General features: G+C 57.7%; 27 protein-coding genes and 1 tRNA gene. 18 read left to right on the top strand and 10 right to left on the bottom strand.

Annotation, left to right across the window (positions count from 1 at the left end; translation table 11 throughout):
• Positions 1-72: 72 nt before the first annotated feature.
• A tRNA-Asp gene (locus RTM06_RS15875) sits at positions 73-149 on the top strand.
• Between the two features lie 91 nt (positions 150-240).
• Here the strand turns inward: RTM06_RS15875 and RTM06_RS15870 are convergent.
• Positions 241-1,734: an NCS1 family nucleobase:cation symporter-1 gene (locus RTM06_RS15870; RefSeq protein ID WP_256695682.1), complete on the bottom strand. Its 1,494-nt coding sequence runs from the start codon at positions 1,732-1,734 to the stop codon at positions 241-243.
• A gap of 145 nt (positions 1,735-1,879) precedes the next feature.
• On the opposite strand from RTM06_RS15870, the gene RTM06_RS15865 reads away from it, so the two are divergent.
• From RTM06_RS15865 to puuE, 3 genes are read left to right on the top strand one after another with little or no spacing between them, the layout of a single operon-like run.
• Complete coding sequence (locus RTM06_RS15865; protein WP_312183464.1) at positions 1,880-2,602, top strand: GntR family transcriptional regulator; 723 nt, start codon at positions 1,880-1,882, stop codon at positions 2,600-2,602.
• Positions 2,599-3,330: an allantoin racemase gene (hpxA, locus tag RTM06_RS15860; protein WP_312183462.1), complete on the top strand. Its 732-nt coding sequence runs from the start codon at positions 2,599-2,601 to the stop codon at positions 3,328-3,330. Before RTM06_RS15865 ends, hpxA begins: the two co-directional genes overlap by 4 nt.
• 29 nt (positions 3,331-3,359) lie before the next feature.
• On the top strand, positions 3,360-4,319 hold the full coding sequence (gene puuE / locus RTM06_RS15855; protein WP_312183460.1) for an allantoinase PuuE: 960 nt from the start codon (positions 3,360-3,362) through the stop codon (positions 4,317-4,319).
• A 108-nt stretch (positions 4,320-4,427) separates the two neighbouring features.
• On the opposite strand, the gene hpxZ is transcribed toward puuE, so the two are convergent.
• The 4 genes from hpxZ to RTM06_RS15835 are packed head-to-tail and all read right to left on the bottom strand — an operon-like array spanning position 4,428 to position 7,992.
• On the bottom strand, positions 4,428-4,811 hold the full coding sequence (hpxZ, locus tag RTM06_RS15850) for an oxalurate catabolism protein HpxZ (RefSeq protein ID WP_008105221.1): 384 nt from the start codon (positions 4,809-4,811) through the stop codon (positions 4,428-4,430).
• A gap of 2 nt (positions 4,812-4,813) precedes the next feature.
• Positions 4,814-6,211 (bottom strand): AtzE family amidohydrolase, encoded by a 1,398-nt coding sequence (locus RTM06_RS15845; RefSeq protein ID WP_312183458.1) that lies wholly within the window; start codon positions 6,209-6,211, stop codon positions 4,814-4,816.
• Entirely contained in the window at positions 6,208-6,393 is a 186-nt protein-coding gene (gene hpxX / locus RTM06_RS15840; protein WP_293793548.1) for an oxalurate catabolism protein HpxX, read from the bottom strand. The genes RTM06_RS15845 and hpxX overlap by 4 nt, the downstream gene beginning before the upstream one ends.
• Before the next feature lie 12 nt (positions 6,394-6,405).
• Positions 6,406-7,992, bottom strand: a complete 1,587-nt coding sequence (locus RTM06_RS15835; protein WP_312183455.1) for a gamma-glutamyltransferase family protein — start codon at positions 7,990-7,992, stop codon at positions 6,406-6,408.
• Positions 7,993-8,113: 121 nt separating this feature from the next.
• On the opposite strand from RTM06_RS15835, the gene hpxU reads away from it, so the two are divergent.
• From hpxU to katG, 10 genes are all read left to right on the top strand, one after another.
• Positions 8,114-8,953, top strand: a complete 840-nt coding sequence (gene hpxU / locus RTM06_RS15830) for a MurR/RpiR family transcriptional regulator HpxU (RefSeq protein ID WP_256698372.1) — start codon at positions 8,114-8,116, stop codon at positions 8,951-8,953.
• Positions 8,954-9,145: 192 nt separating this feature from the next.
• Positions 9,146-9,931: a transporter substrate-binding domain-containing protein gene (locus RTM06_RS15825; protein WP_293793544.1), complete on the top strand. Its 786-nt coding sequence runs from the start codon at positions 9,146-9,148 to the stop codon at positions 9,929-9,931.
• Between the two features lie 3 nt (positions 9,932-9,934).
• The gene (locus RTM06_RS15820) at positions 9,935-10,600 is read left to right on the top strand and encodes an amino acid ABC transporter permease (RefSeq protein WP_061717544.1); all 666 of its coding nucleotides are present in this window, start codon (positions 9,935-9,937) and stop codon (positions 10,598-10,600) included.
• Positions 10,600-11,256, top strand: a complete 657-nt coding sequence (locus tag RTM06_RS15815; RefSeq protein WP_097097590.1) for an amino acid ABC transporter permease — start codon at positions 10,600-10,602, stop codon at positions 11,254-11,256. The genes RTM06_RS15820 and RTM06_RS15815 overlap by 1 nt, the downstream gene beginning before the upstream one ends.
• The gene (locus tag RTM06_RS15810) at positions 11,237-11,968 is read left to right on the top strand and encodes an amino acid ABC transporter ATP-binding protein (RefSeq protein WP_007887180.1); all 732 of its coding nucleotides are present in this window, start codon (positions 11,237-11,239) and stop codon (positions 11,966-11,968) included. Before RTM06_RS15815 ends, RTM06_RS15810 begins: the two co-directional genes overlap by 20 nt.
• Before the next feature lie 21 nt (positions 11,969-11,989).
• Positions 11,990-13,225, top strand: a complete 1,236-nt coding sequence (locus RTM06_RS15805) for a pyridoxal-phosphate-dependent aminotransferase family protein (RefSeq protein WP_061723594.1) — start codon at positions 11,990-11,992, stop codon at positions 13,223-13,225.
• The gene (gene hpxK / locus RTM06_RS15800; protein ID WP_312183448.1) at positions 13,222-14,487 is read left to right on the top strand and encodes an allantoate amidohydrolase; all 1,266 of its coding nucleotides are present in this window, start codon (positions 13,222-13,224) and stop codon (positions 14,485-14,487) included. The genes RTM06_RS15805 and hpxK overlap by 4 nt, the downstream gene beginning before the upstream one ends.
• A 2-nt stretch (positions 14,488-14,489) precedes the next feature.
• Positions 14,490-14,984: a 2-oxo-4-hydroxy-4-carboxy-5-ureidoimidazoline decarboxylase gene (gene uraD / locus RTM06_RS15795; protein WP_312183446.1), complete on the top strand. Its 495-nt coding sequence runs from the start codon at positions 14,490-14,492 to the stop codon at positions 14,982-14,984.
• Positions 14,981-15,316: a hydroxyisourate hydrolase gene (gene uraH, locus RTM06_RS15790; protein WP_008105232.1), complete on the top strand. Its 336-nt coding sequence runs from the start codon at positions 14,981-14,983 to the stop codon at positions 15,314-15,316. The genes uraD and uraH overlap by 4 nt, the downstream gene beginning before the upstream one ends.
• A 171-nt stretch (positions 15,317-15,487) precedes the next feature.
• Positions 15,488-17,686: a catalase/peroxidase HPI gene (katG, locus tag RTM06_RS15785; RefSeq protein ID WP_312183443.1), complete on the top strand. Its 2,199-nt coding sequence runs from the start codon at positions 15,488-15,490 to the stop codon at positions 17,684-17,686.
• Between the two features lie 42 nt (positions 17,687-17,728).
• Here katG and RTM06_RS15780 read toward each other — a convergent pair whose 3' ends face one another.
• The 4 genes from RTM06_RS15780 to RTM06_RS15765 form a co-directional block, all read right to left on the bottom strand.
• Positions 17,729-18,145 carry a transcriptional regulator gene (locus tag RTM06_RS15780; protein WP_312183441.1) on the bottom strand — a complete coding sequence of 139 codons (417 nt, stop codon included), beginning with the start codon at positions 18,143-18,145 and terminating at the stop codon, positions 17,729-17,731.
• The gene (locus RTM06_RS15775; protein ID WP_256698373.1) at positions 18,142-18,453 is read right to left on the bottom strand and encodes a type II toxin-antitoxin system HigB family toxin; all 312 of its coding nucleotides are present in this window, start codon (positions 18,451-18,453) and stop codon (positions 18,142-18,144) included. The genes RTM06_RS15780 and RTM06_RS15775 overlap by 4 nt, the downstream gene beginning before the upstream one ends.
• 132 nt (positions 18,454-18,585) lie before the next feature.
• Positions 18,586-19,356, bottom strand: coding sequence for an amidohydrolase (locus RTM06_RS15770; RefSeq protein ID WP_312183439.1), 771 nt, complete (start codon positions 19,354-19,356; stop codon positions 18,586-18,588).
• Positions 19,344-20,504, bottom strand: coding sequence for a pyridoxal phosphate-dependent aminotransferase (locus tag RTM06_RS15765; protein ID WP_312183437.1), 1,161 nt, complete (start codon positions 20,502-20,504; stop codon positions 19,344-19,346). Before RTM06_RS15765 ends, RTM06_RS15770 begins: the two co-directional genes overlap by 13 nt.
• A 131-nt stretch (positions 20,505-20,635) precedes the next feature.
• Between RTM06_RS15765 and RTM06_RS15760 the strand changes: the two genes are divergently transcribed.
• The 3 genes from RTM06_RS15760 to RTM06_RS15750 are packed head-to-tail and all read left to right on the top strand — an operon-like array spanning position 20,636 to position 22,474.
• Positions 20,636-21,250, top strand: coding sequence for a methylthioribulose 1-phosphate dehydratase (locus RTM06_RS15760; protein ID WP_312183435.1), 615 nt, complete (start codon positions 20,636-20,638; stop codon positions 21,248-21,250).
• Positions 21,247-21,930, top strand: a complete 684-nt coding sequence (mtnC, locus tag RTM06_RS15755) for an acireductone synthase (RefSeq protein ID WP_293793525.1) — start codon at positions 21,247-21,249, stop codon at positions 21,928-21,930. Before RTM06_RS15760 ends, mtnC begins: the two co-directional genes overlap by 4 nt.
• 1 nt (position 21,931) lies before the next feature.
• Positions 21,932-22,474 (top strand): 1,2-dihydroxy-3-keto-5-methylthiopentene dioxygenase, encoded by a 543-nt coding sequence (locus RTM06_RS15750; protein WP_256695700.1) that lies wholly within the window; start codon positions 21,932-21,934, stop codon positions 22,472-22,474.
• Between the two features lie 129 nt (positions 22,475-22,603).
• Here RTM06_RS15750 and mtnA read toward each other — a convergent pair whose 3' ends face one another.
• Positions 22,604-23,623 (bottom strand): S-methyl-5-thioribose-1-phosphate isomerase, encoded by a 1,020-nt coding sequence (mtnA, locus tag RTM06_RS15745; protein ID WP_312183431.1) that lies wholly within the window; start codon positions 23,621-23,623, stop codon positions 22,604-22,606.
• 105 nt (positions 23,624-23,728) lie between these two features.
• On the opposite strand from mtnA, the gene mtnK reads away from it, so the two are divergent.
• Positions 23,729-24,928 (top strand): S-methyl-5-thioribose kinase, encoded by a 1,200-nt coding sequence (gene mtnK, locus RTM06_RS15740; protein WP_312183429.1) that lies wholly within the window; start codon positions 23,729-23,731, stop codon positions 24,926-24,928.
• The last annotated feature ends 60 nt before the right edge of the window (positions 24,929-24,988 follow it).

Genomic DNA, 24,988 nt, shown 5'->3' with positions numbered 1-24,988 from the left:
CACATAAAAAGCGTTGACGGGTACGAGAGCTGCAATTAATATGCGCCTCGTTCTCGACGGGGAACAAAGCGCGGAGCGGTAGTTCAGTTGGTTAGAATACCTGCCTGTCACGCAGGGGGTCGCGGGTTCGAGCCCCGTCCGTTCCGCCAATCTATTTAAAGAAGCCGATGCAGAAATGCATCGGCTTTTTGCTTTTTCCAAACCGACGTAGGGTCGCCATTCATGGCGACCATTACCAACTTAATCCTCCTGCACCGCCACCGTCGCGCGATACGCCGCCACAGACTCTTCGCGATCAGCACGCGCCAGCCAGCGATAGCAGCCTGCACCCAGCGCCACGCCGATAAACCAGCTAAAGTTCGCCACCGCATGCAGTGAAGGAATAAAGCTGATCACCAGACAAATGCCCACCGACGGCAGCAGCGCAGCAATTGCTTTCGGGTTAAAGCCGCCGCGATACCAGTAACGGCCTTTCGGCGTGTCATCAAACAGATCATCAACGTAGACTTTGCTGCGTTTAATCAGATAGAAATCAGCAATCAGGATGCCGAACAGCGGCCCAATAAACGAGCCGAGCACATCCAGCGTGTAGTGAATCAGTTCTGGCGACTGGAACAGGTTCCACGGCGTCAGTAACACCGATCCGACCGCAGCTATCATGCCACCAGTGCGGAAGCTGATTTTCTGTGGTGAGCAGTTAGAGAAGTCGAACGCTGGCGAGACAAAGTTCGCCACGATGTTAATGCCGATAGTGGCGATAATCATGGTCAGCAGGCCAATCGCCACCGCCACGTCGTTACCCACCATGCTGACGGTTTCAATCGGATCGGTGATCATTCTGCCGAACAGTGATTGCGTACCCGACACAATCACCACGGTCACAATCGAGAACAGCAGGAAGTTGAACGGTAAGCCCCAGCGGTTGCCGCGACGAATTTCGCCCATGCTTTTGCCATAGCGTGAGAAGTCACCAAAATTCAACAGCGGACCGGAGAAGTAGGAGACCACCAGCGCGGTTGCGGTGATCATCTGCCAGGTTTGCTCGCCGGTGCTCAACTGCTTGCTGGCCAGCGTGAAGGAGATACCGTCAAAACCGGTTTTGTATACAATCCAGCCCGCCAGCGCCACCATCACCACATACACCGCCGGACCGGCGACATCGATAAAGCGTTTGATCGCGCTCATGCCGTGCCAGAACACCATCGCCTGCAGCAACCACATCACGCCGAAACAGCACCAGCCCAGCTGTGATAAGCCGAGCCAGCTGCTTTGCGTCATGCTGCTCAGGGTGGGGAAGAACTTCAGCAGCACCAGCATCAGCGCGTTGGCCGCCAGATAAGTCTGGATGCCGTACCACGCGAAAGCGATCAGCCCGCGAATAATCGCCGGGATATTCGCGCCGAACACACCAAAGGCCTGGCGCGAAATTACCGCGTAGGGCACGCCCGCCATCTGGCTCGGTTTGGCCACCAGATTGGCACATAGCTGCACAATGCAGATGCCCACTAACAAGCACAGCAGCACCTGCCAGCTCGCCAGTCCAAGGGTAAAGAAGCTGGCGGCCACCACATAGCCGCCCATGCTGTGCACGTCCGACATCCAGAAAGAAAAGATGTTGTACCACGACCAGTTCTGGTCGCGCGTCGGCGCCAGATCTTCATTACACAGGCGTGGACTGTATTGCGCGTTGGCTTCAGAGGCCACCGCAGAGGTCACTTCAGAATGATTTGGCATGAAACCTGCTCCTCTCTACATCATGGAATAATAATCACAGCGTGAAACGGTATTGCAGGATCCAGGCCAGAATTGATTTCTTGTATACAAAAATTTAATTTCACGTATACGATGTGCAACACACAGTCACTTACCGGAGCAGGTAATGAAGAGTGAAACAGGCCAGAAAACGGCTGCCGATCTGAACGATCGCGATGAACCTATCTATCAGGCGCTGCTGAACGCCATCGTTGAGCATCAGTTGCCGCCGGGCAGTAAATTGCCGGAAGAAGCGTTATCAGAGGTCTTCGGCGTGAGCCGCACCGGCATCCGCAAGGTGCTGCAACGCCTCGCCGCAGTGCAAATGATCACCTTGTCGCCCCGACGTGGTGCACAGGTGGCGACGCCGGGCGTTGATGAAGCCCGCGACATCTTTGGCACCCGCAGTTTATTAGAGTGCGCCAATCTGCCGGCGGTGCTGAGCCACGTGCAGGCGCCACACTTAGCGGCACTCGGCGTGCTAATTGAAGAAGAGCAGCAAGCACACGACCAGCACGATGGTGCCGCCGCGATTCGTCTCTCGGCCGCTTTTCATATTCAGCTGCAGGCGATCTCCGGAAACGAAGTGCTCACCGATATGGTGACGCGCCTGACGCAGCGTTCGTCGCTGGTCATTGCCGCTTACGGTGCGCCGTGGCAGCGCGGCTGCCGTTGCGATCATCACGATCGGCTGGTGGATCTGCTGCGGCAAAAAGATCTGCCGGCGCTGACGGCGGCGCTGCAGCATCACTTCGAACACATTGTTGCCAGCCTGCACTTTGAGCGCAGCGGCGAAACCTTGCCTGATTTCACCCGATTATTTGCCGGTAACAAAGGAGCGGCATCATGAGCCTGATTCAGGTTATCAATCCCAACACCAGCTTAGCGATGACGGAAACCATTGGCGCCGCCGCGCGCGCCGTCGCCGCACCGGGCACCGAGATTCTGGCGGTGTGTCCAACGCACGGTGTAGAGTCGATTGAAGGCCATTTTGATGAAGCCATCGCGGCAATTGGTGTGCTGGAGCAGGTGAAGCGCGGCAAAGCGCAAGGCGTGAGCGGTCATATCATTGCCTGCTTCGGCGATCCGGGCTTGCTGGCGGCGCGTGAACTGGCGAGCGGACCGGTGATTGGCATCGCGGAAGCGGCCATGCACACCGCCACGCTGGTGGCGACGCGCTTTTCGATTGTCACCACCTTGCCGCGCACATTGGTGATAGCGCGCCATCTGCTGCAGCAATATGGCTTCACTCACCATTGTGCTGCGCTGCACGCCATCGACCTGCCGGTGCTGGCGCTGGAAGATGGCAGCGGCGTGGCGCAGGAGAAAGTCCGTCAGCGCTGCATTCAGGCCAAACGCGAAGATGGCAGCGGCGCGATTGTGTTGGGCTGTGGCGGCATGGCCACGCTGGCGCAGGATCTCACCAAAGAGCTGGGCATGCCGGTGATCGACGGCGTCAGCGCCGCAGTAAAAATGGTGGAGTCGCTGGTGGCGTTAGGCTTTGGCACCAGCAAGCACGGCGATCTCGATTATCCCCTCGAAAAACCGCTCAGCGGAGCCTTTCAGCACCTAAACTAACCACTGGTTGAGCGACAGGAACTTACAGAATGAATGATGTATCTGGAAAGAAAGAGTACAGCTTCAACAAAAACTATCCACGCGACCTGATCGGCTATGCTGGCAACCCGCCGCATGCGCAGTGGCCGGGCAAAGCGCGCGTCGCGGTGCAGTTTGTTCTTAATTACGAAGAGGGTGCCGAGAACAACGTGTTGCATGGCGACGCCGGTTCCGAGCAGTTTCTTTCCGATATCATCGGTGCGGCCAGCTACGCCGATCGTCATATGTCGATGGATTCGCTGTATGAATACGGCTCGCGTGCCGGTTTCTGGCGTATTCACAATGAGTTTCAAAAGCGCGGTTTGCCGCTAACGGTATTTGGCGTGGCGATGGCGCTGGCGCGGCATCCGGAGATCGTCGAAGCGATTAAAGCGGCGGATTATGACGTGGTGAGTCACGGCTGGCGCTGGATCCACTATCAGGCGATGGATGCCAAAACCGAGCGCCAGCACATGCAACAGGCGGTGGACGTGTTAACCGATCTGTTCGGCAAAGCGCCAACCGGCTGGTACACCGGCCGCGACAGCCCAAACACCCGACGTTTGGTGGTTGAGCAGGGCGGCTTTAGCTATGACAGCGACTATTACGGCGACGATTTACCGTTCTGGACGCAGGTCACTTGTCAGGACGGCACGGTCAAACCGCATCTCATCATCCCTTACACGCTGGAGTGCAACGACATGCGCTTCGCCTCGCCGCAGGGCTTCAACACGGCGGAGCAGTTCTTTACCTATCTGCGCGACACCTTTGATGTGCTGTACGAAGAGGGCGAAACCGCGCCGAAGATGATGTCGATTGGCATGCACTGTCGTTTGCTGGGACGTCCAGGGAAATTCCGAGGCTTGCAGCGCTTCCTCGATCACATACAGCAGCATGAAAATGTGTGGGTGTGTACGCGGCAGCAGATCGCCGATCACTGGATCGAAACGCATCCGGCACCGAGCGCTTAGCCCCTCATCCCAACCTTCTCCCGCCCCGATTCAACAAATCGCACCACCTAATCATTCCCTCTCCCGCCTGCGGGAGAGGGCTAGGGTGAGGGACAAACCGCACCCAACTTAACTCATCAAACTCACCTGCGCCGCGACAATCCGCCAGCCGCACGGCAATCGCACCCATGTCTGCTGCTGGCGTCCAATCTTCTCGACACCTTCACGCGTAAACTCGGTGCTGCACACCGCATAGTCATCGCCAAAAGTGGTAATCACCGTATTACGTAACTCGCGCTCCAACCCTTTCGACGGACGCGCCGCGCGAAAAGCGCGAATCTCATCAATGCCATACAGATTCTCGCCCGCGCCCAAACGCACGGTGCGTTTGTCGTGCCAGAACAGTTCATCCAGCACTTCAACGTCATTGCTGATCAGCGCCTGCTCGTAGCGGTAAAAGGCGGCGGTAACTTCGGCGAGCACTGCCGGGCGATCGATATGTTCAGGTGTCATCTTCAGGCGTCCATTAAGGTGGTTTGTGGCAGTGTCAGCCCTTGCTGTTGCAGCGCCCAGGCGGCGCGCAGTGCCAGATGTTCTTTAAACGGTGCGGCGATCAGCTGTAAACCAATCGGCAAGCCGCTGGTGGTTTGCAGCGGCACGTTGCAGACCGGTAAGCCGAGGAACGAAATCGGCTGGGTCAGCATGCCCATGCTGGCGCGTGTCGGTAAATGCTGGCCGTTGATGTGAATGGTTTCCTGGCCGATGGTGGTGGCGGTGCAGGGCGTGGCGGGCGCAATCAGCACATCGAACTGCTCAAACAGCGGCAGCACCTGCTGCTGGAAGTGACGGCGGAAACGCTGCGCCTGCACGTACCACGCCGAGGGCAGCATCGCACCGGCCAGCAAGCGTTCACGCGAGTTGGGCTCGAACTGCTCGGGCTGCGTGCGCAGCATCGGCAAGTAGTGATTTCCGCCTTCTGCGGCGGTCATGATAAAGGCCGCCGAACGGGCGATCTCTGCATTCGGTAAGGTTACTTCGTCGATGGCCTGCAGCGCCTTAGCCGCAACGGCCACGGCGGCACGCGCGTCACCGCTGCACCAGGTTGAGAAGAAGCCGCCGAGTACCGCGCTGCGCACGCCTTCTGCGCCCTTGCTTAGTCCCGTGCTGACTGGCGCAACGGGCTGCGCGGCCTGGAAGGCATCGCTGGCATCGGCACCTTGCAAGGTGTCGTACACCAGGCTCAAATCTTCAACCGAACGGGCGAATGGGCCGATGTGATCGAGGCTGGCGACAAACGGATGGCTGCCGCTACGCGACAGGCGGCCAAAGGTCGGTTTCAGACCGAAGATGCCGCACAGCGAAGCTGGTACGCGGATTGAGCCGTTGGTGTCGGTGCCGAGCGAGAAGTGCACCAAACCCGCCGCCACCGCCGCTGCCGAACCGCCGGACGATCCGCCCGCTACGCGGGTTAAATCGCGCGGATTGTGCGTCGCGCCGTAATGGGTATTTTCGGTGGTAAAGCCGTACGCGTAGGCGTCCATATTCAGCATGCCGGAGAGCAGCGCGCCAGACTGACGCAGTTTGCTCACCGCCCATGCATCCTCGCGGGCTGCCGCGCGTTCGCTGAACAGGCTGGCTCCGGCTAAGGTGCTGTGTCCAGCGACATCAAACAGGTTTTTCACCGCGTAAGGGATGCCGGCCAACGGCGGCAAGGTTTCGCCGCGCTGGCGCTGTTGATCAATCTGATCGGCTTCGCGCAGCATGCGCTGGCCGGTGACTTCGGTCCAGGCGTTGATCGCCGGATTATGTTGTTCAATCGCCGCTAGCGTATGTTGTGCGATATCGCGGGCGCTGATCTCGCCCTGGCTCAGCGCCTGTTGCAAAGCGTTAATCGATAAAGACGAAAGTTTCATGGATGAAAGACTCCCGCCACTTCCAGCCGATCGTCGAGCGGCAGCGCCATCAGCGGCTCGGCCATCGCGGCGATGCGGTTGAACTGTGTCAGCAGCTCGGTGCGGCGCGCATCATCCAGCTCCAGCGCCAGAATCTGCTCCATTTGGGCGATATAGGTGGCCCAGTCCGGTTGTGAACTCATCAATAATCTCCGTTAGAAACCGGCGGCACTGCCGTTGCTGCGCGGATCGAACGCGCCTTCCAGCATGCCGTTGTTGTGTCTGACGATCGCGCCTGCATGGCCGACCACTTCACTGAAATCGGGCAGCAGTTCAACCTCATGGCCGAGTGCGCGCAGCTGCTGCACCGTTTCCGGTGCGATGCGCGCTTCGAGCTTAAGCGAATCGGATGATTGTCCCCACGTGCGACCCAGCAGCCAGCGCGGTGCGCTCACCGCCTGTTGCAGCGGATGCCCCTGAATCACGTGACGGGTGAAAATCGCCGCCTGGGTTTGTGGTTGACCGTCGCCGCCCATCGAACCGTACACCATGGTGCGACCATCTTTGAGGCGCGCGGCGGCGGGATTAAGCGTGTGGAACGGCTGTTTGCCCGGCTGCAGCGCCAGCAAATGGTCGGGTTGCAGGCTGAAAGCCGCACCGCGGTTTTGCCAGGTGATGCCGGTGCCAGGCAGCACCACGCCGCTGCCGAATTCGTGATAGACGCTCTGGATAAACGAAACGGCCAGCCCGCTGCTGTCCATCACGCCCATCCACACGGTATCGCCCGGTCCGCGTCCTGTGCCCCACGCAGCGGCTTGGTGATCATCCACCTGCGCCGCCAGCGTGCTGAGATGTTCAGCATCCAGCAGGCTCTGCACATCAATGTCGATGTGGCGCGGATCGGTGATGTGCTTGTCGCGCAGCGCAAAGGCTTTTTTGGTGGCTTCGACGATGCGGTGCACGGTTTGTGCTTCATTGGCGTCAGCCATATTGAGCCGATCGGTAATGCCGAGGATCGCCAGCGACACCAAACCCTGCGTTGGTGGCGTCATGTTCCAGATATCGCCTTCGCTGTGCGCCAGATGCAGCGGCGTGCAGCGGCGGGCTTTATGCGTCTGCAAATCTTCCAGCGTGATTGGCATCCCCAGCGCGCTCATTTCGCGCGCCAGATGGTGAGCCAGTTCACCGCGATAAAAACTCTCGAGTCCGTGATCGCACAGCATGCTGAGCGTGTTCGCCAGCGCCGGTTGGGTGAAGCGGCTGCCTGCAATTGGCACGCTGCCGTCCGGTAAAAAGGTGGCGGCAAAACCGGGTTGATGCTGCAACTCGTGCTGTTTGGCGGCGGTAGCGGCGGCCTGCGAGGCGGTGACCGGAATGCCGTCGGCGGCATAGCGAATCGCATCGCGCAGCAAGCGGGTTAATGGCAGCGGCGTAGCGCCGAGTTCCTGCGCCAGCGTCAACGCTTCCTGCCAACCGCTCACGGTACCCGCCACGGTTAAGGCGGCTTTGGGGCCGCGATGCGGAATCTGCGTTTCGCCATGGTAGAAATCAAGATGTGCCAGCGAACCGGCTGCGCCGCTGGCGTCAATGGCGATGGGATCGCCGTTGGGCGGCACCACCAGCCAGAAGCCGTCGCCGCCCAAACCGTTCATGTGCGGGTAAACCACGGCGATAGTGGCAGCGGCGGCCACCATCGCTTCCAGCGCATTGCCGCCTTCGCGCAGCACCGCTAAGGCGCTTTCGCTGGCGAGATGATGTGGCGTAACGGCCATGCCTAACGGCGCCATGTTGCTCTGTATCATAGTGAACTCTTTTTCTGGGTACGTGGTTAATAGGAAGCAAGAGCTGTTCCAGTTTTGGTCGGACACCAATCTGGATCGATTTATGCTAGCTTGTGGTGAAACGAAAGTTACAGGACCGATGATGAAACAACTTGATGAACGCCTTCGTAGTCACTATCCGCAACTGTCGCCGCAGGAGCAGCGCATTGCCGACTTCGTGTTTGACCATTTTGATGACCTGATCAGCTACAACAGCGCCGAGCTGGCGCGACTGAGTGGCGTGTCGAAGGCGACGGTTAGCCGTTTGTTCAAGCGTCTCGGTTACGAGAAGTACAAGGATATGCGCGATGAGCTGCGCATCCTGCGCCAGAGCGGCATGCCGCTTACCGACAACCGCGATGCGGTGCAGGGCAACACCTTGCTGTCGCGGCATTATAAGCAGGAGATGGCCAATCTGACGCAGTGGGTTAACAGCATCGATCCGCAACAGTTTGGCGAGGTGATTAGCGCGCTGGGCGCGGCAAAACGGGTGTTTATCATCGGCATGCGTAACGCCTATCCGGTGGCGCTGCACCTGCGTCAGCAGCTGATGCAGGCGCGTCCACAGGTGCATGTGCTGCCGCAGCCGGGTCAGACGCTGGGCGAAGAGCTAGTGGATATCACGCCCGACGATATCGTGGTGGTGATGGCGTTTCGCCGCCGACCACGCATCATTCGTCCGCTGATGCAGCAACTGCAGCAGAACAACATTCCCGTGCTGGCGCTGTGTGAGCCGCAGGCGCAGGGCATTATCACGCTGGCGCGCTGGCAGCTTTGCGCACCGCTCGACAGCGTTTCCGCCTTTGATAGCTACGCCTCCGCCATGAGTCTGGTTAACCTGCTGGCGAATGCGTTGCTGCATGAAATGTTGTCGCAGGGCCGTCAGCGCATCCATCAAATTGCCGATCTTTATCAACATCTCGACGAGCTGGAACACCGATAACGGGCGCCATCATGGTGCAATGCACTGTTTTTGATCGTTAATTCTAACGGGCGCGATGCCCGTTTTTGCTGCCTGCGACGCGGTAAATCCACGTTTTTTTCCCTTTCTTCTCCCGGCACTGCGGTTGGCACATTAGTTGCAGAATGATTCACCAAGAATCTTTTGTTTCACGTAAACTCACCGGGGTGCATAATGAAAAAAGTATTATTAGCGGTAGCGAGCGCGGCATTGCTGATGGCGCAGGTCGGAAGTGCGATGGCCGATCAGCTGCAGGATATCCAGAAGCGCGGCGTGATCCGCGTGGCGGTTCCACAGGATTTCCCGCCGTTCGGTTCCGTGGGTACTGACCTGCAACCGCAGGGCTACGATATCGACATGGCGAAGTATCTCGCCAAACAGATGAAACTGAAGTTGCAGCTGGTGCCGGTTTCCAGCGCCAACCGCGTGCCGTATCTGCAGACCGATAAAGTCGATCTGGTGATCTCCAGCATGGGCAAGAACGCCGAGCGCGAAAAAGTGATCGATTTTACCCAAGCGTATGCGCCGTTCTTCCTTGGCGTATTTGGCCCGAAAGGTGAAACCCTGAAAGATGCGGCAGCGCTGAGCGGCAAATCCATCGGCGTCACGCGCGGTGCGGTAGAAGACATGGTGTTAAGCGATATCGCGCCGAAAGATGCCCAGGTGAAGCGTTATGAAGATAACAACACCACTCTGTCGGCTTATCTGTCGGGACAAGTGCAGTACGTTGCCACCGGTAACCTGGTTGTCGCCGCCATTGCGCGTCAGAACGCCGCGAAAGCACCGGTTGCCCAGTTCATGCTGAAAGATTCACCGTGCTACATCGGCCTGAAAAAAGATGAGCCGGCGCTGAAAGAGAAAGTGAATGCGCTGATTGAGCAGGGCATCAAAGACGGCACGCTGAACAAGCTGTCGGAAGAGTGGCTGAAAGCGCCGTTGCCAGCCAACCTCGGCGCATAAAGCATGGCGCAACTTAACTTTGCCGATCTCTGGCCGCACTGGCCAGAGTTGCTGGCCGGATTGTGGGTCACGATTCAGATCACCGTGCTCGCCACCGTGGGCGGCGTCAGCCTCGGGATTCTCGGCGCGGCGCTGCGCAGCGGTAAACCGAGTTGGGCGAGCCGCATCTGGGGCCTGTATGTCGAATTGATCCGTAATACGCCGTTTGTGGTGCAGCTGTTTTTTATCGTCTTTGGTTTGCCCAATCTCGGTCTGAAACTGACGGCGGGCGAAGCCGCGCTGCTGGCGATGTTGATTAACCTTGGCGCGTACAGCACCGAAATTATTCGCGCCGGGATTCAGGTGACGCCGCGCGGCCAGTGGGAAGCGGGGCGCGTGCTGGGATTAACCCGCACGCAAACCTTTATCCGCGTGGTGCTGCCGCCGTCGCTGCAGCGGATTTATCCGGCGCTGGTTAGCCAATGCATCATTGTGATGCTGGGTTCATCGGTGGTGTCGCAGGTGTCGTACGAAGAGTTGACCTTTGCCGCCAACCTGATCCAGTCGCGCACCTTTTTGAGTTTTGAAGTCTATTTCGTGACCACGCTGATCTATTTGGCGTTGTCGATTGCCATGCGCCAACTGCTGCTGGCGCTGGGACGTAAATGGTTGGGAGCGCAGCCGGCATGATGACGCAATTTACCGACTGGGACATCCTGCGCAACCTGCTGCTGGCAGCGCGCTGGACAATTTTACTCTCGCTGGTGGCATTTTTTGGCGGCACGCTGGTGACTCTACCGCTGCTGTTTATGCGCCTGCTGAAACGTAAATGGCCGATGCGCCTGGTGCGCGCGTACACCGAGCTGTTTCAGGGCACGCCGCTGCTGATGCAGCTGTTCCTCGCCTTCTTCGGCGTCGGCTTGTTCGGCATCGATGTGGCGCCATGGACCGCCGCCTCGCTGGCCTTAACGCTCTACACCAGCGCGTTTCTGGTGGATATCTGGTACGGCAGTATTCGCGCCCTGCCAAAAGGGCAGTGGGAAGCATCGCGCTGTCTCGGCCTGACCTTTGGTCAAACGCTGTTTCGCGTGGTGGCGCCGCAGGCGATTCGCATCGCGATCGCGCCGACGGTTGGGTTTGCCGTGCAGGTGATTAAAGGCACCGCGCTGGCTTCGATTATCGGTTTCGTCGAGCTCACCAAAGCCGGCACCATTTTGAATAACGTGACGTATGAGCCGTTCAAGGTGTTTGGCCTGGTGGCGCTCGGTTACTTCCTGATGTGTTATCCGCTGTCGCGTTACAGCCAGTACCTGGAGAAAAAATTCAATGCCGCTCATCACCATTAATCAGGTACAGAAGTACTACGGCGACAACCACGTCTTGAAAGGTGTCGATCTCGATGTCGATCACGGCGAAGTGATCTCGATTATCGGCCGCAGCGGATCGGGCAAAAGTACCTTGCTGCGCTGCATGAACGGGCTGGAAGGCTATCAGGAAGGCAGCATCAAACTCGGCGGCATGACGATTACCGACCGCGAATCGCAGGCGCGTGAAATCAGCCGTTCGGTCGGCATGGTGTTCCAGAACTTCAATCTGTTCCCGCACATGACGGCGCTGGAAAACGTGATGCTGGCACCGCGCCGCGTACTGAAGAAAAGCGAAGCCGAATGCCGTGAACTGGCGACGCAGATGCTGGAAAAAGTCGGCCTTGGTGAGCGCATCAATTACTACCCGGCCAATCTGTCTGGCGGTCAACAGCAGCGCGTGGCGATCGCCCGTGCGCTGGCGATGCAGCCCAAAGTTTTACTCTGTGATGAGATCACCTCCGCGCTCGATCCCGAGCTGGTCGGCGAAGTGCTGAAAGTGCTGGAGCAGCTGGCCGCCGAAGGCATGACGCTGATTCTCGTCACCCATGAAATGAACTTCGCCCGCGACGTGGGCGATCGCGTGGTCTTTATGCATCAGGGGCGCGTCTGGGAGCAGGGCGACAGCAAAACGCTGTTCGCCAATCCGCAAACCGCGGAGCTGAAGCAATTTATCTCCACGGTCCGCCTCTAAGTTTTCTTTAAGGAATACAACATGGATATCAGCCAATTTTCGCAAATCAATCCGCCACAGCGTCTGCTGATGGGACCGGGCCCAATCAACGCCGATCCGCGCGTGCTGCGCGCCATGTCGAGCCAGCTGATTGGCCAGTACGATCCGGCGATGACACACTACATGAACGAAGTGATGGCGCTGTACCGTGGCGTATTCCGCACTGAAAACCGCTGGACCATGCTGATCGACGGCACTTCACGCGCCGGTATCGAAGCGATCCTGCTGTCGGCGATCCGTCCGGGCGACAAAGTGCTGGTGCCAGTGTTTGGCCGTTTCGGTCATTTGCTGTGTGAAATCGCCCGCCGCTGCCGCGCGGAAGTGCACACCATCGAAGTGCCGTGGGGCGAAGTGTTTACGCCGGATCAAATCGAAGATGCGATCAAAAAAGTACAGCCGCGTCTGCTGCTGACGGTGCAGGGCGATACCTCGACCACTATGCTGCAGCCGCTGGAAGAGCTGGGCGCGATCTGCCAGAAATATGGCGTGCTGTTTTACACCGATGCCACCGCATCACTCGGCGGTAATGCGCTGGAAACCGATGCATGGGGCCTGGATGCGGTATCGGCTGGCATGCAGAAGTGCCTCGGCGGGCCGTCCGGCACCTCGCCAATCACGCTGAGCCCGCAGATGGAAGCGGTAATCCGCAAACGTAAATGCGTGGAAGAGGGCATCCGCACCGCCGATCATCAGGATGGCGATGACGAGATGATCTACTCCAACTATTTCGATCTCGGCATGATCATGGATTACTGGGGCCCGGAGCGCCTCAATCACCACACCGAAGCCACCACCGCGCTGTTTGGCGCGCGTGAATGTGCGCGTCTGATGATGCAGGAAGGATTAGATAACGGTATTGCGCGCCACAAGCTGCACGGCGATGCACTGCTGAAAGGCATTCAGGGCATGGGCCTCGAAACCTTCGGCGATCTGCAACACAAAATGAATAACGTGCTCGGCGTGGTGATCCCGCAGGGCGTGAATGGCGATCAGGTGCGCAAACTGGTGCTGGAAGATTTCGGTATCGAGATCGGTACTTCGTTTGGTCCGTTGCACGGCAAAGTGTGGCGCATTGGCACCATGGGTTATAACGCGCGTAAAGATTGCGTGATGATGACGTTAAGCGCGCTTGAAGCGGTGCTGAATCATGTTGGTTTCCGCACCACGCAAGGCGCAGCGATGCAGGCGGCGTGGGATCTTTACGGGAGCCGCGCATGAATAAAAGCCTGATGACCGCCAGCGAGGCGCAGATCGCCGCCGCTCGCGTCATGGCGCGCTGTGATGCGCTGGCTGAGATCAGCGAAAGCGAAGATGGCCTGACGCGTGTTTATCTGTCGCCGGAACAGCTGCGTGCTAACGCGCGCGTCGGCGAATGGATGCAGGCCGCGGGCATGACGACCTGGCAGGATGCGGTGGGCAACATTTGCGGTCGCTACGAAGCGGCGCAGGCGGGCGCGCAGGCGCTGCTGCTTGGTTCGCATCTGGATACGGTGCGTAACGCCGGTCGCTACGACGGCATGCTCGGCGTGTTAAGCGCCATCGAAACCGTGCAGTGGCTGCACGATCGGCAGCAGCGTTTGCCGCTGGCGATTGAGATTGTCGGCTTCGGCGACGAAGAGGGCACGCGCTTCGGCATTACGCTGCTCGGCAGCCGTGGCTTGACCGGCAGCTGGCCGGAAAGCTGGGTGACGCATCCGGATGGTAACGGCATCACGGTGGCGGAAGCGATGCAGGATGTCGGTTTCGATGCGGCGAAAATCCTCGATGCGGCGCGTGATGTCAATGAGATCGCCGCCTATCTGGAACTGCATATCGAGCAAGGTCCGTGCCTTGAGCAGGAAGATTTGGCGTTGGGTGTGGTGACAGCGATCAACGGCGCGCGTCGTCTGAATTGCAGTTTTATCGGTGAAGCCGGCCATGCGGGCACCGTGCCAATGACGCATCGCAAAGATGCGCTGGCCGCCGCCGCCGAGTGGATGGTGTTTATTGAACACACCACGCAGGAGCACGATCCGCAGCTGGTGGCGACCGTCGGCACGCTGAGCTGCTTGCCGGGCGCGGTCAACGTGATCCCTGGCGAAGTGCAGCTGTCGCTCGACGTGCGCGGTCCGCAGGATGAGCCGCTGGAGCGTTTGCTCTCCACGCTGCTGACGCAGGCGCAGGCGATTGCGCTGCGTCGCGGCTTAACCTTCAGTTCCAACGTGTATTACCAGATTGCCGCCACCGCTTGTGATGCGCGCTTGCAGCAGGCGCTGAGCCACGCGGTGGAAACCGTGCAAGGGCGCAGCCTGTCGCTGCCAAGCGGCGCGGGACACGATGCGATTGCCATCGCCGAGCGCTGGCCGGTTGGCATGCTGTTTGTGCGTAACCATCGCGGCATTAGCCATCATCCGGCGGAATCGGTACAAACAGATGATGTGGCGCTGGGCGTCCAGGCCTATCTGCAGGCGGTTTGCGACATTGCACGCGCTAAGGAATAAAGATGGATTTGGTCAGTTTTAATCAGTTGTCACCCGAAGCCGCGCAGGCGGCGATTGCCCACTGCGTAGCGATTCCTGGCTGGCAACAGGCGCTGGTGGCGGCGCGACCCTATGCCGACGTTGCGGCGTTACAGGCCGAAGCCGATCGCCTGGCGCAGCGGTGGCAAGCCGCTGAGCTTGAGCAGGCGCTGAGTGCCCATCCGCGCATTGGCGACAAAGTGGCGGGCGCGGACAAAGAGGCCACGCTGTCGCGCAGTGAGCAGTCGGCGATGCAGCAGGCGGACGGCGCGTTGCAATTGGCGATGCTGGCGGGTAATCAAACCTATGAGCAGCGGTTTGGCCGGGTGTTTCTGATTCGCGCCAAAGGGCGCAGCGGCGAAGAGATGCTGGCGGAATTGCAGCGTCGGCTTAACAACGATGCAGCGAGTGAACAGCGTGAAGCGCTGGCGCAGCTGCGAGAAATTACCCTGTTGCGGCTGAAGGAGAGCATCACATGAGCACCATTACGACGCATATTCTCGATACCGCGCTGGGCAAACCGGCGATTGGCGTGGCGGTTTCGCTCGAGCAAAACAGCCCAGAAGGCTGGCTGCCGCTGGTGGAAGGCAAAACCGACAGCGACGGACGCATCAAAGATCTGACGCCCGAACCGCTGGCGCCGGGGCATTACCGTTTGACGGCAGAGATCGGCGACTATTTTGCTGCCGAAGGGCGCGATGCGCTTTACGTGAGCGCGCAAATCGATTTCGTGATTGGTGCCACAGGCAGCCATTATCATCTGCCATTTCTCATCTCGCCGTGGTCATGGTCAACCTATCGCGGCAGCTGATTGTAGGGTCGCCATTCATGGCGACCTGTTTTTGCGAAGCGCATCACGCGCTGCGCTTGAAAGCCAGCAACTATCAAAACCTTCGGTTCATCCAAATATATTCCTGGCGAAAGTGCGGCTAATCTTAGTCGCATAATAGAAAGCAATATGAAGCCAATGGAGCCGATAAACATGAGCACGCACGACAATAACGATAATGCAGCAGCCGCAGGCAAGTGCCCCTTTCATCACGGGGCGTCTGAAGAGAAAAGTGTACTGGCGCGTGGCGCCGGTGGCGGGACATCCAACCGCGATTGGTGGCCCAATATGTTACGCGTCGATCTGTTAAACCAACATTCCAACCGTTCCAACCCGCTCAGTGACAACTTCAACTACCGCGACGAATTCAGCAAGCTGGATTACTCCGCATTAAAAGCCGATATCCGCGCACTTCTCACCGATTCGCAATCCTGGTGGCCAGCCGACTGGGGCAGCTATATTGGGCTGTTCATTCGCATGGCGTGGCACAGCGCGGGTACTTATCGCACCATTGATGGTCGTGGCGGTTCAGGTCGCGGTCAGCAGCGTTTTGCGCCGCTGAACTCATGGCCGGATAATGTCAGCCTCGATAAAGCGCGTCGCCTGCTGTGGCCGGTGAAGCAGAAGTACGGTCAGAAAATTTCCTGGGCTGATCTCTATATCCTGGCGGGTAACGTCTCGCTGGAAAACGCCGGCTTCCGCACCTTCGGCTTTGGTGCCGGTCGTGAAGACGTGTGGGAACCGGATATGGATGTGGACTGGGGCCACGAAACCGAATGGCTGGCGCATCGCCATCCAGAAGCGCTCGCCAATGCACCGTTGGGTGCCACCGAAATGGGCCTGATTTACGTCAACCCGGAAGGTCCGGAAGCCAGCGGCGATCCGAAATCAGCGGCGCCAGCGATTCGTGCCACCTTCGGCAACATGGGCATGAACGATGAAGAGATCGTGGCGCTGATTGCTGGCGGCCATACCTTGGGTAAAACCCACGGCGCGGCAGAAGCCAGCCATGTCGGCGTGGATCCGGAAGAGTCACCGATTGAAGCGCAGGGCCTTGGCTGGACCAGCAGCTACGGCAGCGGCGTGGGTAAAGATGCCATCACGTCGGGTCTGGAAGTGGTGTGGACGCAAACCCCAACGCAGTGGAGCAACTACTTCTTCGAGAACCTGTTCAAATACGAGTGGGTACAGACGCACAGCCCGGCGGGCGCGATCCAGTTCGAAGCGGTTGATGCCGAAGCGATTATCCCGGATCCATTTGATCCGGAGAAAAAACGTAAACCCACCATGCTGGTTACCGATCTGACGCTGCGTTTTGACGAAGAGTTTGGCAAGATTTCGCGCCGCTTCCTCAACGATCCGCAGGCGTTCAATGAAGCCTTTGCCCGCGCCTGGTTCAAACTGACGCACCGCGATATGGGACCAAAAGCGCGTTACATCGGTCCGGAAGTGCCGAAGGAAGATCTGCTGTGGCAGGATCCGTTACCGCAGGCGATTCATCAGCCAACGCCGGCTGATATCAGCGAGATCAAAGCACGCATTGCTGCTTCAGGTCTGAGCGTCAGCCAGCTGGTTTCAGTGGCCTGGGCTTCAGCCTCAACCTTCCGTGGCGGCGACAAACGTGGCGGTGCCAACGGCGCGCGTCTGGCGTTAGCGCCACAAAAAGATTGGGCGGTGAATGCCAGCGTAATCAACGATGTGCTGCCAACCTTGCAGAAAATTCAGCAGGAATCAGGCAAAGCGTCGCTGGCCGATGTGATTGTGCTGGCGGGTAGCGTGGGTATCGAACTGGCCGCTTCAGCCGCTGGCGTGGCAACGCAAGTGCCGTTTACGCCGGGCCGTGTGGATGCGCGTCAGGATCAGACCGACGTTGAGTCGTTCAACTTCCTGCAACCGCTGGCCGATGGTTTCCGCAACTATCGTCGCAGCCCGAAAGGTTCGTCAACCGAAACGCTGCTGTTAGACAAAGCGCAACAGCTGACGCTGAGCGCGCCAGAATTGACGGTGCTGATAGGTGGTCTGCGTGTTCTCGGCACTAACTTTGACGGCGGCCAGCACGGCGTGTTCACCGATCGCATTGGCGTGCTGAGCAATGACTTCTTCGTCAATCTGCTCGACATGCGCACCGCGTGGAAAGCCACTGACGAGAGCGAAGAGCTGTTTGTGGGTCGCGATCGTCTGAATGGCGAAGTTAAGTTCAGCGCCACACGTGCCGACTTAGTGTTTGGATCGAACGCTATCCTGCGTGCGCTGGCCGAAGTTTACGCCAGCAGCGATGCGAAGCAGAAGTTCGTCACCGACTTCGTCGCCGCATGGACCAAAGTGATGAATCTGGATCGCTTCGAGCTGTAATCTTAAAAAGCCGCAGCGGACTCTCTGCTGCGGCTTAAACTTTTAATCTTCGCGAAATGCTTCGAAGGGCAGGTTAAAGCGTTTAGCCAGCGCGGCTTTGTGTTTGTCTGTCAACGAACGTTCTCCTTTCAAAATTCGGTTCACATAAGAACGCTGACCAATTTCATTCACAAAGGATGACTGGTTGAGGTTGTGTTGATCCATTAACACTCGCAGTAACGCTACACCACCAGGCAATGCGGTGATACGCGCGTTGAACGCAGCAAACTCCGGTGCACTATCTTCATATTTCGCCACTTTATCGGTGAGCATTTCAATCAGCGGCTGATCAGGTTGATGTTCAATCAGATACTCCACCAGTTCTAACGCCTGTTCATAATCAGCTTTCGAGTTACTTCCGCCCAGCAACGGGACGACTTTAATCAAATTGTTGCTGGCATTGATGGCTTCGGCGATCATTCTTTTTTCTCCCGATAATGCTTTACCCATTTGTCATACTCGGCATGCGTTACAACATGTTTAATGAAGATTCGTTGGGCTATAAAATCAGCAAAAAACATCACTCTGAGATTATTTCCACCTACATTAATCACCCACCATTTCGCCCGGTATTTCATTCGGTCAAGACTTGGAAAATAGGCTCTGAGCGCATCTGGATCGGCAAAATCGTTGCCATTTAAGGTTCTGTAAGTGGCATCCAATGCTGCTGCATCATTTGGAAATCTCCGTGTCGCTTCTGTGAACACTTTCCTTGAGATAACGTGCATCATTCCCTCGACATGTTCCTGCTTGGAAACATGGTAGCGCAACAATGCCATGTTTCCAAGCAGGAAACAAAATTTTAGCGGGTTTTTAAGAGAGGGGAAAATGTGCCGCGCAGCGTCCACGCGGCAAAGAGGTTACTTCAGCGTATAACCATCCGCATCGCGCCACGCTGGGAAGCGTTCACGGTAGGCTTGCAGCTCTTCAAGAGACAACTCCGCATCAAGACGCGCACGCGCAAAAGGCTCACCGCTTACCAGAATCTCACCCAGCGGTGAAATGATTCGACTGTCACCACTGTATTGATGTTGATTGCCATCGCTGCCGACGCGGTTGCAACCGGCAACGTAAGCCTGATTTTCAATCGCACGGGCTAACAGCAGCGACTGCCAGTGCAGCGCACGCGGAGCCGGCCAGTTGGCGACATACAGCGCCAGATCGTAGTCGTTGTGATTACGCGAAAACACCGGGAAGCGCAGGTCGTAGCAAATTTGCGGCAGAATACGCCAGCCGCGCCACTCAAACACTTCACGCCTTTCGCCCGCCACATAGTGCTGATGCTCATTGGCCATGCGGAACAAATGACGCTTGTCGTACTGATGCAGGGTGCCGTTCGGCTCGACCAGCAAGAAGCGGTTCACCGCGCCTTTTTCCGTCTGGATTGCCGCACTGCCGCCGACGAGCGCGTTGCTGGTTTGCGCGTGCGCGTGCAGCCACGCCACGACTTCACTCTGCGGCAGCGAACTTTCGGCGGCTTCCATAGCAAAACCGGTGGTGAACATCTCCGGCAGCAGAATGATGTCGCGGCCTTCAATGCCTTTTAGCACGCCATCGAAATGACGCAGGTTGGCTGCGCCATCCATCCAGCTCAGGGTTTCCTGAAGAACGGTAATTTTCAAAGCTGACATAAGCGCTCCGCAGCGGCGTCGAGCGTCGCTTCCTGTTTGGCAAAGCACAGGCGAATCAGCTTGTGCGGGAAGGGTTCGGCGCAGAACACCGACAGCGGAATCGCCGCCACGCCGACTTCTTTGGTCAGCAGCTGGCAGAAGCTCACGTCATCCAGATCGGAAATCGCGCTGTAATCGACCAGCAGGAAGTAAGTGCCTTCACACGCCAGCACTTTGAAACGGCTGGCGGAGAGCTTCTGAATAAAGCGATCGCGGCGCGCCCGGTAGAATTCCGGTAATTCACGGTAGTGTTCTGGCTCCTGACGCAGCATATCGGCAATCGCTAATTGCGCCGGCGTATTGACCGAGAAGGTCAGATATTGATGCACTTTGCGGATCTCAGCGCTGATCGCTGCCGGTGCGATGCAGTAACCCACTTTCCAGCCGGTCATGTGGAAGGTCTTGCCAAATGACGATACCGCAATCGAACGCTGACGCAGTTCAGCATGCGCCAACACGCTGGCGTGGCCCTCTTCGGCGAAACAGATGTGCTCATACACTTCGTCGCTCAGCACGTAGATTTCCTGCTCAGCAATCGCCTGCCACAGTTCGGCATAATCGCTTTTGCGCCACACGGTGGCGGACGGATTGTGCGGCGTATTGAGAATCACTAAGCGGGTTTTGCTGCTCAGCAGGCTGCGGAATTCGCGCCAGTCAACGCGGAAACCCGGTGGCTGCAGGGCGATGCGTTTCAACACGCCGCCAGCCAGTTGCACGGCTGGCGCGTAGCTGTCGTAGCTTGGGTCGAAGCAGATCACTTCGTCACCGGCACTCACCAATGCGGTAATTGCGGCGTAGAGCGCTTCGGTCGCGCCTGCGGTGATGGTGATGTCGCTGTTGACGTCAGGCGTGTGGCCGTAAAGCGCAGCGGTTTTCTCAACAATCGCTTCACGCAGTGGCAGTACGCCGATCATCGGTGCATATTGGTTGGCGCCCTCGCTGACGTGATGCGCCAGGCGCTGCTGCAAATAGCGCGGACCGTCAAAATCGGGGAAGCCTTGCGAAAGGTTGATGGCGTTGTGCTGCTGCGCTAACGCGCTCATTTGCGTAAAGATGGTGGTGCCGAGCGCCGGTAATTTGCTCTCGGGGATCAGGTTGTGCTGCGTCATTGTTTTGTGGCCTTAAGCGCGAATGTCGTTGCGGAGAAACCCTGTGTTGCTGCCACTATAAACAGGATGTTAACATTTGGCAATCGAGACGCTTAGACGTCTAAACTAACCTGCGGAGCCTGTATATCGCTATGACGGATTTTCTTCCACTGGAACATTTAGTGGCCGCCTGCCACTGGATTGGTGTCAAAGGCTGGGCACCCGCAACCGGCGGTAATATGTCGGTGCGGCAGGATGCGGAGTATTGTCTGCTGAGTGCGTCCGGCAAAGATAAAGGCAGCCTGACACGTGATGATTTTATCCAGGTTGAGATCGCCACCAACGCGGTGCCATCGGGCCGCACGCCATCGGCGGAAACCGGCCTGCATACTTTGATTTATCGTCTTTTTCCGCAGGCGGGCGCGGTGCTGCATACGCATACGGTCAACTCGACGGTGCTGTCGCGGGTGGAGAAGGGCGATGCATTGCTGCTCAGCGGCTATGAGATGCAGAAAACCCTGGCTGGGCAGCAGACGCATCTAAATACCGTTGCCATCCCCTTGTTCGATAACGATCAGGACATTACGGCACTGGCGCAGCGCATCGAAGCTTTTGCCGCCGATACGCCGCTGCAATATGGTTTTCTGCTGCGCGGCCACGGTTTGACCTGCTGGGGCAAGGACGTGAACGAAGCGCGTCGCCATCTGGAAGGTTTGGAATTCCTGTTTGAATGTGAACTGCAACGTCGCCTGCTGGAGGCCAAATGATTCGCGCCATTGTTACTGATATTGAAGGCACCACTAGCGATATCCAGTTTGTACATCAGGTGTTATTCCCTTATGCGCGCCAGCATTTAGCAGCGTATGTGCGGGAAAATCACGCGGATGAAAACGTCGCTGCTGCACTCAACGCCGTGCGTGAAGAGTCTGGTGCGCCTCAGGCCTCGCTGGAGGAGCTGATTACCACGCTCACGAATTATATCGATGAGGATCGCAAATCGCCGGGCCTCAAAGCCTTGCAGGGCATGATTTGGCGCGCCGGCTACGTGGAAGGCCAGTTCACCGGTCACCTTTACCCCGATGTGCTGCCGGCTTTTGAGCGCTGGCAGCAGCAGGGGATTGGCCTGTATGTTTATTCCTCGGGATCGGTCGCCGCGCAAAAACTGTTATTTGGCTACAGCGATGAAGGTGATTTAACCTCGCTGTTTAGCGGCTATTTTGATACCGGCGTCGGCGCGAAACGTGAAGCGCAATCGTATCGCAATATCGCAGAAAAAATCGGCCTTGCGCCTGCGTCATTGCTGTTCCTGTCGGATATTCATCAGGAGCTGGATGCAGCAGCGGATGCGGGCTGGCATACCGTGCAGTTAATTCGTGGCGAGGCGGATAACGCCAGTCGTCATCACCAGGTCACCGATTTTTCCCAGATTAAACCGGAGTCGATTTAACATGAGTGCATTGACCATTTTTACCGATACCGAAGCCCATCAACCGGTGTGGCACAGCACCGATGCCGAAGCGATTCGCGATCGTCTCAACGCGAAAAACGTGCGCTTTGAACGCTGGGAAGCCGATCGCGATCTGGGTGCGAATCCCGATGCAGAGACGGTGATCAAAGCCTATCAACATGCGATTGATCGTCTGGTCGCCGAGAAGGGTTATCAGAGCTGGGATGTGCTGAGCATGCGAGCGGATAATCCACAGAAAGAGGTGCTGCGCACCAGGTTCCTCAATGAACACACGCACAGCGAAGATGAAGTGCGTTTCTTCGTTGAAGGTTCAGGGCTGTTCTGCCTGCATCTGGATGGAGAGGTGTATCAGATTTTGTGTGAGAAGAATGATCTGATCTCGGTGCCGGCTGGCACAGCGCACTGGTTTGATATGGGTTCTGAGCCGCACTTTACCGCGATCCGTATTTTCGATAATCAGGAAGGCTGGGTGGCGAATTTCACCGGCGACAAGATTGCCGATGCGTATCCGCGCTTAGCGTGATTTTTTCCCTCACCCCGGCCCTCTCCCGCAAGCGGGCGAGGGAGAAAACCAAACGTGCAGATTTGCTCGATCGGTTCCCTCTCCCAGTTGTGGGAGAGGGTTAGGGTGAGGGAAAACCCGCACCCAACCCTACGGCTGAAAAATCCCCTCATGAACCTGCTCAGGCGTCACCACGCCAGTATCCAGCACCCAACCGCTAATCAACGCCGCTGGCGTCACATCAAAGGCCGGGTTATAAACCGCCGCATTCTGCGGTGCCCACTGCACGCTACCAAAGCTGCCTGATACGCCGGTCACTTCGCTGGCGGCGCGCTGCTCAATAGGGATGGCATCGCCGTTCGGGCATTGACGATCCAGTGTGGTGTGCGGTGCGGCGACGTAGAACGGAATGCGGTGATAGTGCGCCAGCACGGCCAGGCTATAAGTGCCAATCTTGTTGGCGACATCACCGTTCGCCGCGATACGATCCGCACCAACCCAAATAGCATCGACCACGCCGCGCGCCATTAAACTGGCGGCCATCGAATCGGTAATCAGCTGATAAGGAATGTTTAGCTCACCCAGCTCCCATGCGGTTAAGCGACCACCTTGCAGCAGCGGTCGTGTCTCATCCACCCAGACATTTTTCACCAGGCCTTGTTGATGAGCGTAAGAGATGACGCCGAGCGCCGTGCCGACGCCCGCAGTCGCCAGCCCGCCTGTATTGCAGTGCGTCAGCAATTGGCTGCCCGGTTTCACCAGCGTGCTGCCCGCGCGCGCGATGTTGTCACACAGTTGCTTATCTTCGGCCACCAGACGCAGCGCTTCGCTGCTCAGCGCTGCAACGAAATCACTTTCGGCCAACGCCACTTTCATGCGATCCAGATTATTCATCAGGTTCACTGCCGTTGGGCGCGCCGCGCGCAGCACCTCAAGCGCTGCCGCTAATTCCGTGCGCGTTGCGCCTTGCTCGCCCAGCAGCGCCAGCAGCAAACTGGCTGATAGACCAATCAGCGGCGCACCGCGCACGCGCAAGGCGTGAATATGTTCAACCAACTGCGCGACACTGTGCGCAGGCAGCCAGTTTTGTTGCTGTGGCAGCGCTTGCTGGTCAAGGATCCACAGTTGATTATCGCGGACCTCAAGGCTGGTGGTACGAAGTGTTTGCATGGTGTGAAATCCCTGTTGCGTTAATGCTGGCTATTGTGCCAACATGCGTAACGGATGTATAGACGTCTGAACGGCTTATTACTATTGATAATCGAGGAACAGGCAATGTCGCAATACCGTACGTTCAATGCTGCCGATGCTGTGGAATATGCGAAACAATTTGGCGGCGTGGACGATCCGTCTGCGCTGGTGCGCGCCGAAGAGATCGGTGATGGCAACCTTAACCTGGTGTTTAAGATTTTCGATAATCAAGGCCGCAGCCGTGTGGTGGTGAAGCAGGCATTGCCGTATGTGCGCTGCGTCGGCGAATCCTGGCCGTTGACGCTGGATCGCGCGCGTCTTGAAGCGCAGACGCTGATTGAGCACTACAAACACTGTCCGCAGCACACCGTCAATGTCACCCATTACGATGCCGAACTGGCGGTGATGGTGATGGAAGATCTCTCCAGCCATCGTATCTGGCGTAGCGAACTGGTGAAGGGCGCTTATTACCCGCAGGCCGGTCGCCAACTCGGCGAGTATCTGGCGCAGACGCTGTTCCATACCTCCGATTTCTTCCTGCATCCGCATAAGAAAAAAGCCGAAGTGGCGCGTTTCATTAATCCGGAAATGTGCGAAATCACCGAAGATTTATTTTTCAACGATCCGTTTATCGATCATGAGCGCAACAAATATCCTGCGGCGCTGGAATCGCTGGTGGTCAGCCTGCGTTGCGACGATGCGCTAAAAATCGCCGTGGCCGGCCTCAAGCATCGCTTCTTCGCCGATGCGGAAGCCTTGCTGCATGGCGATGTGCACAGCGGTTCGATCTTTGTCGCCGATGGCAGCCTGAAAGTGATTGATGCGGAGTTCGGTTACTTTGGGCCGATTGGTTTTGACGTTGGCAGCGCGATTGGCAATTTGCTGATTAATTACTGCTGCCTGCCGGGCCTGCTGGCACCGCGTGAGGCAGCAGAAGGGCGTGAACGTCGTCTGAGCGATGTACAGGAAGTGTGCAATCAGTTTGCCAGCCGCTTCCTGGAATTGGCGAAAGAGAAAACCCGCGATGTGGCGCTGGCTTATCCCGGTTATGCCGAATCCTTCCTGCGCAGAGTGTGGCGCGATACCTTGGGTTATTGCGGTACTGAGTTGATTCGCCGCACGGTGGGGATGTCTCACGTTGCGGACTTCAAACAGATCGAAGATCAAACCATGCGCACCGAGTGTATTCGCAGCTGTATCACGCTAGGACGCACGCTGATTCTGGCTGCCGATCATATTGCCGATGTGGATGCGCTGATTGCGCGGATTCGTCAGGCGGGTTGATGCTGGTGTCGGGAAATCAAGCAGGGCTGCAGAATAACCGGCTGACGCTGCGCAGCAAAA

It is taken from the genome of Pantoea sp. CTOTU46764, from assembly GCF_031974595.1.
GTDB classification, from domain to species: Bacteria; Pseudomonadota; Gammaproteobacteria; order Enterobacterales; family Enterobacteriaceae; genus Pantoea; species Pantoea trifolii.
The sequence above is the reverse complement of the archived record's forward strand: the minus strand, read 5'-3'. Positions and strand labels throughout refer to the sequence as shown.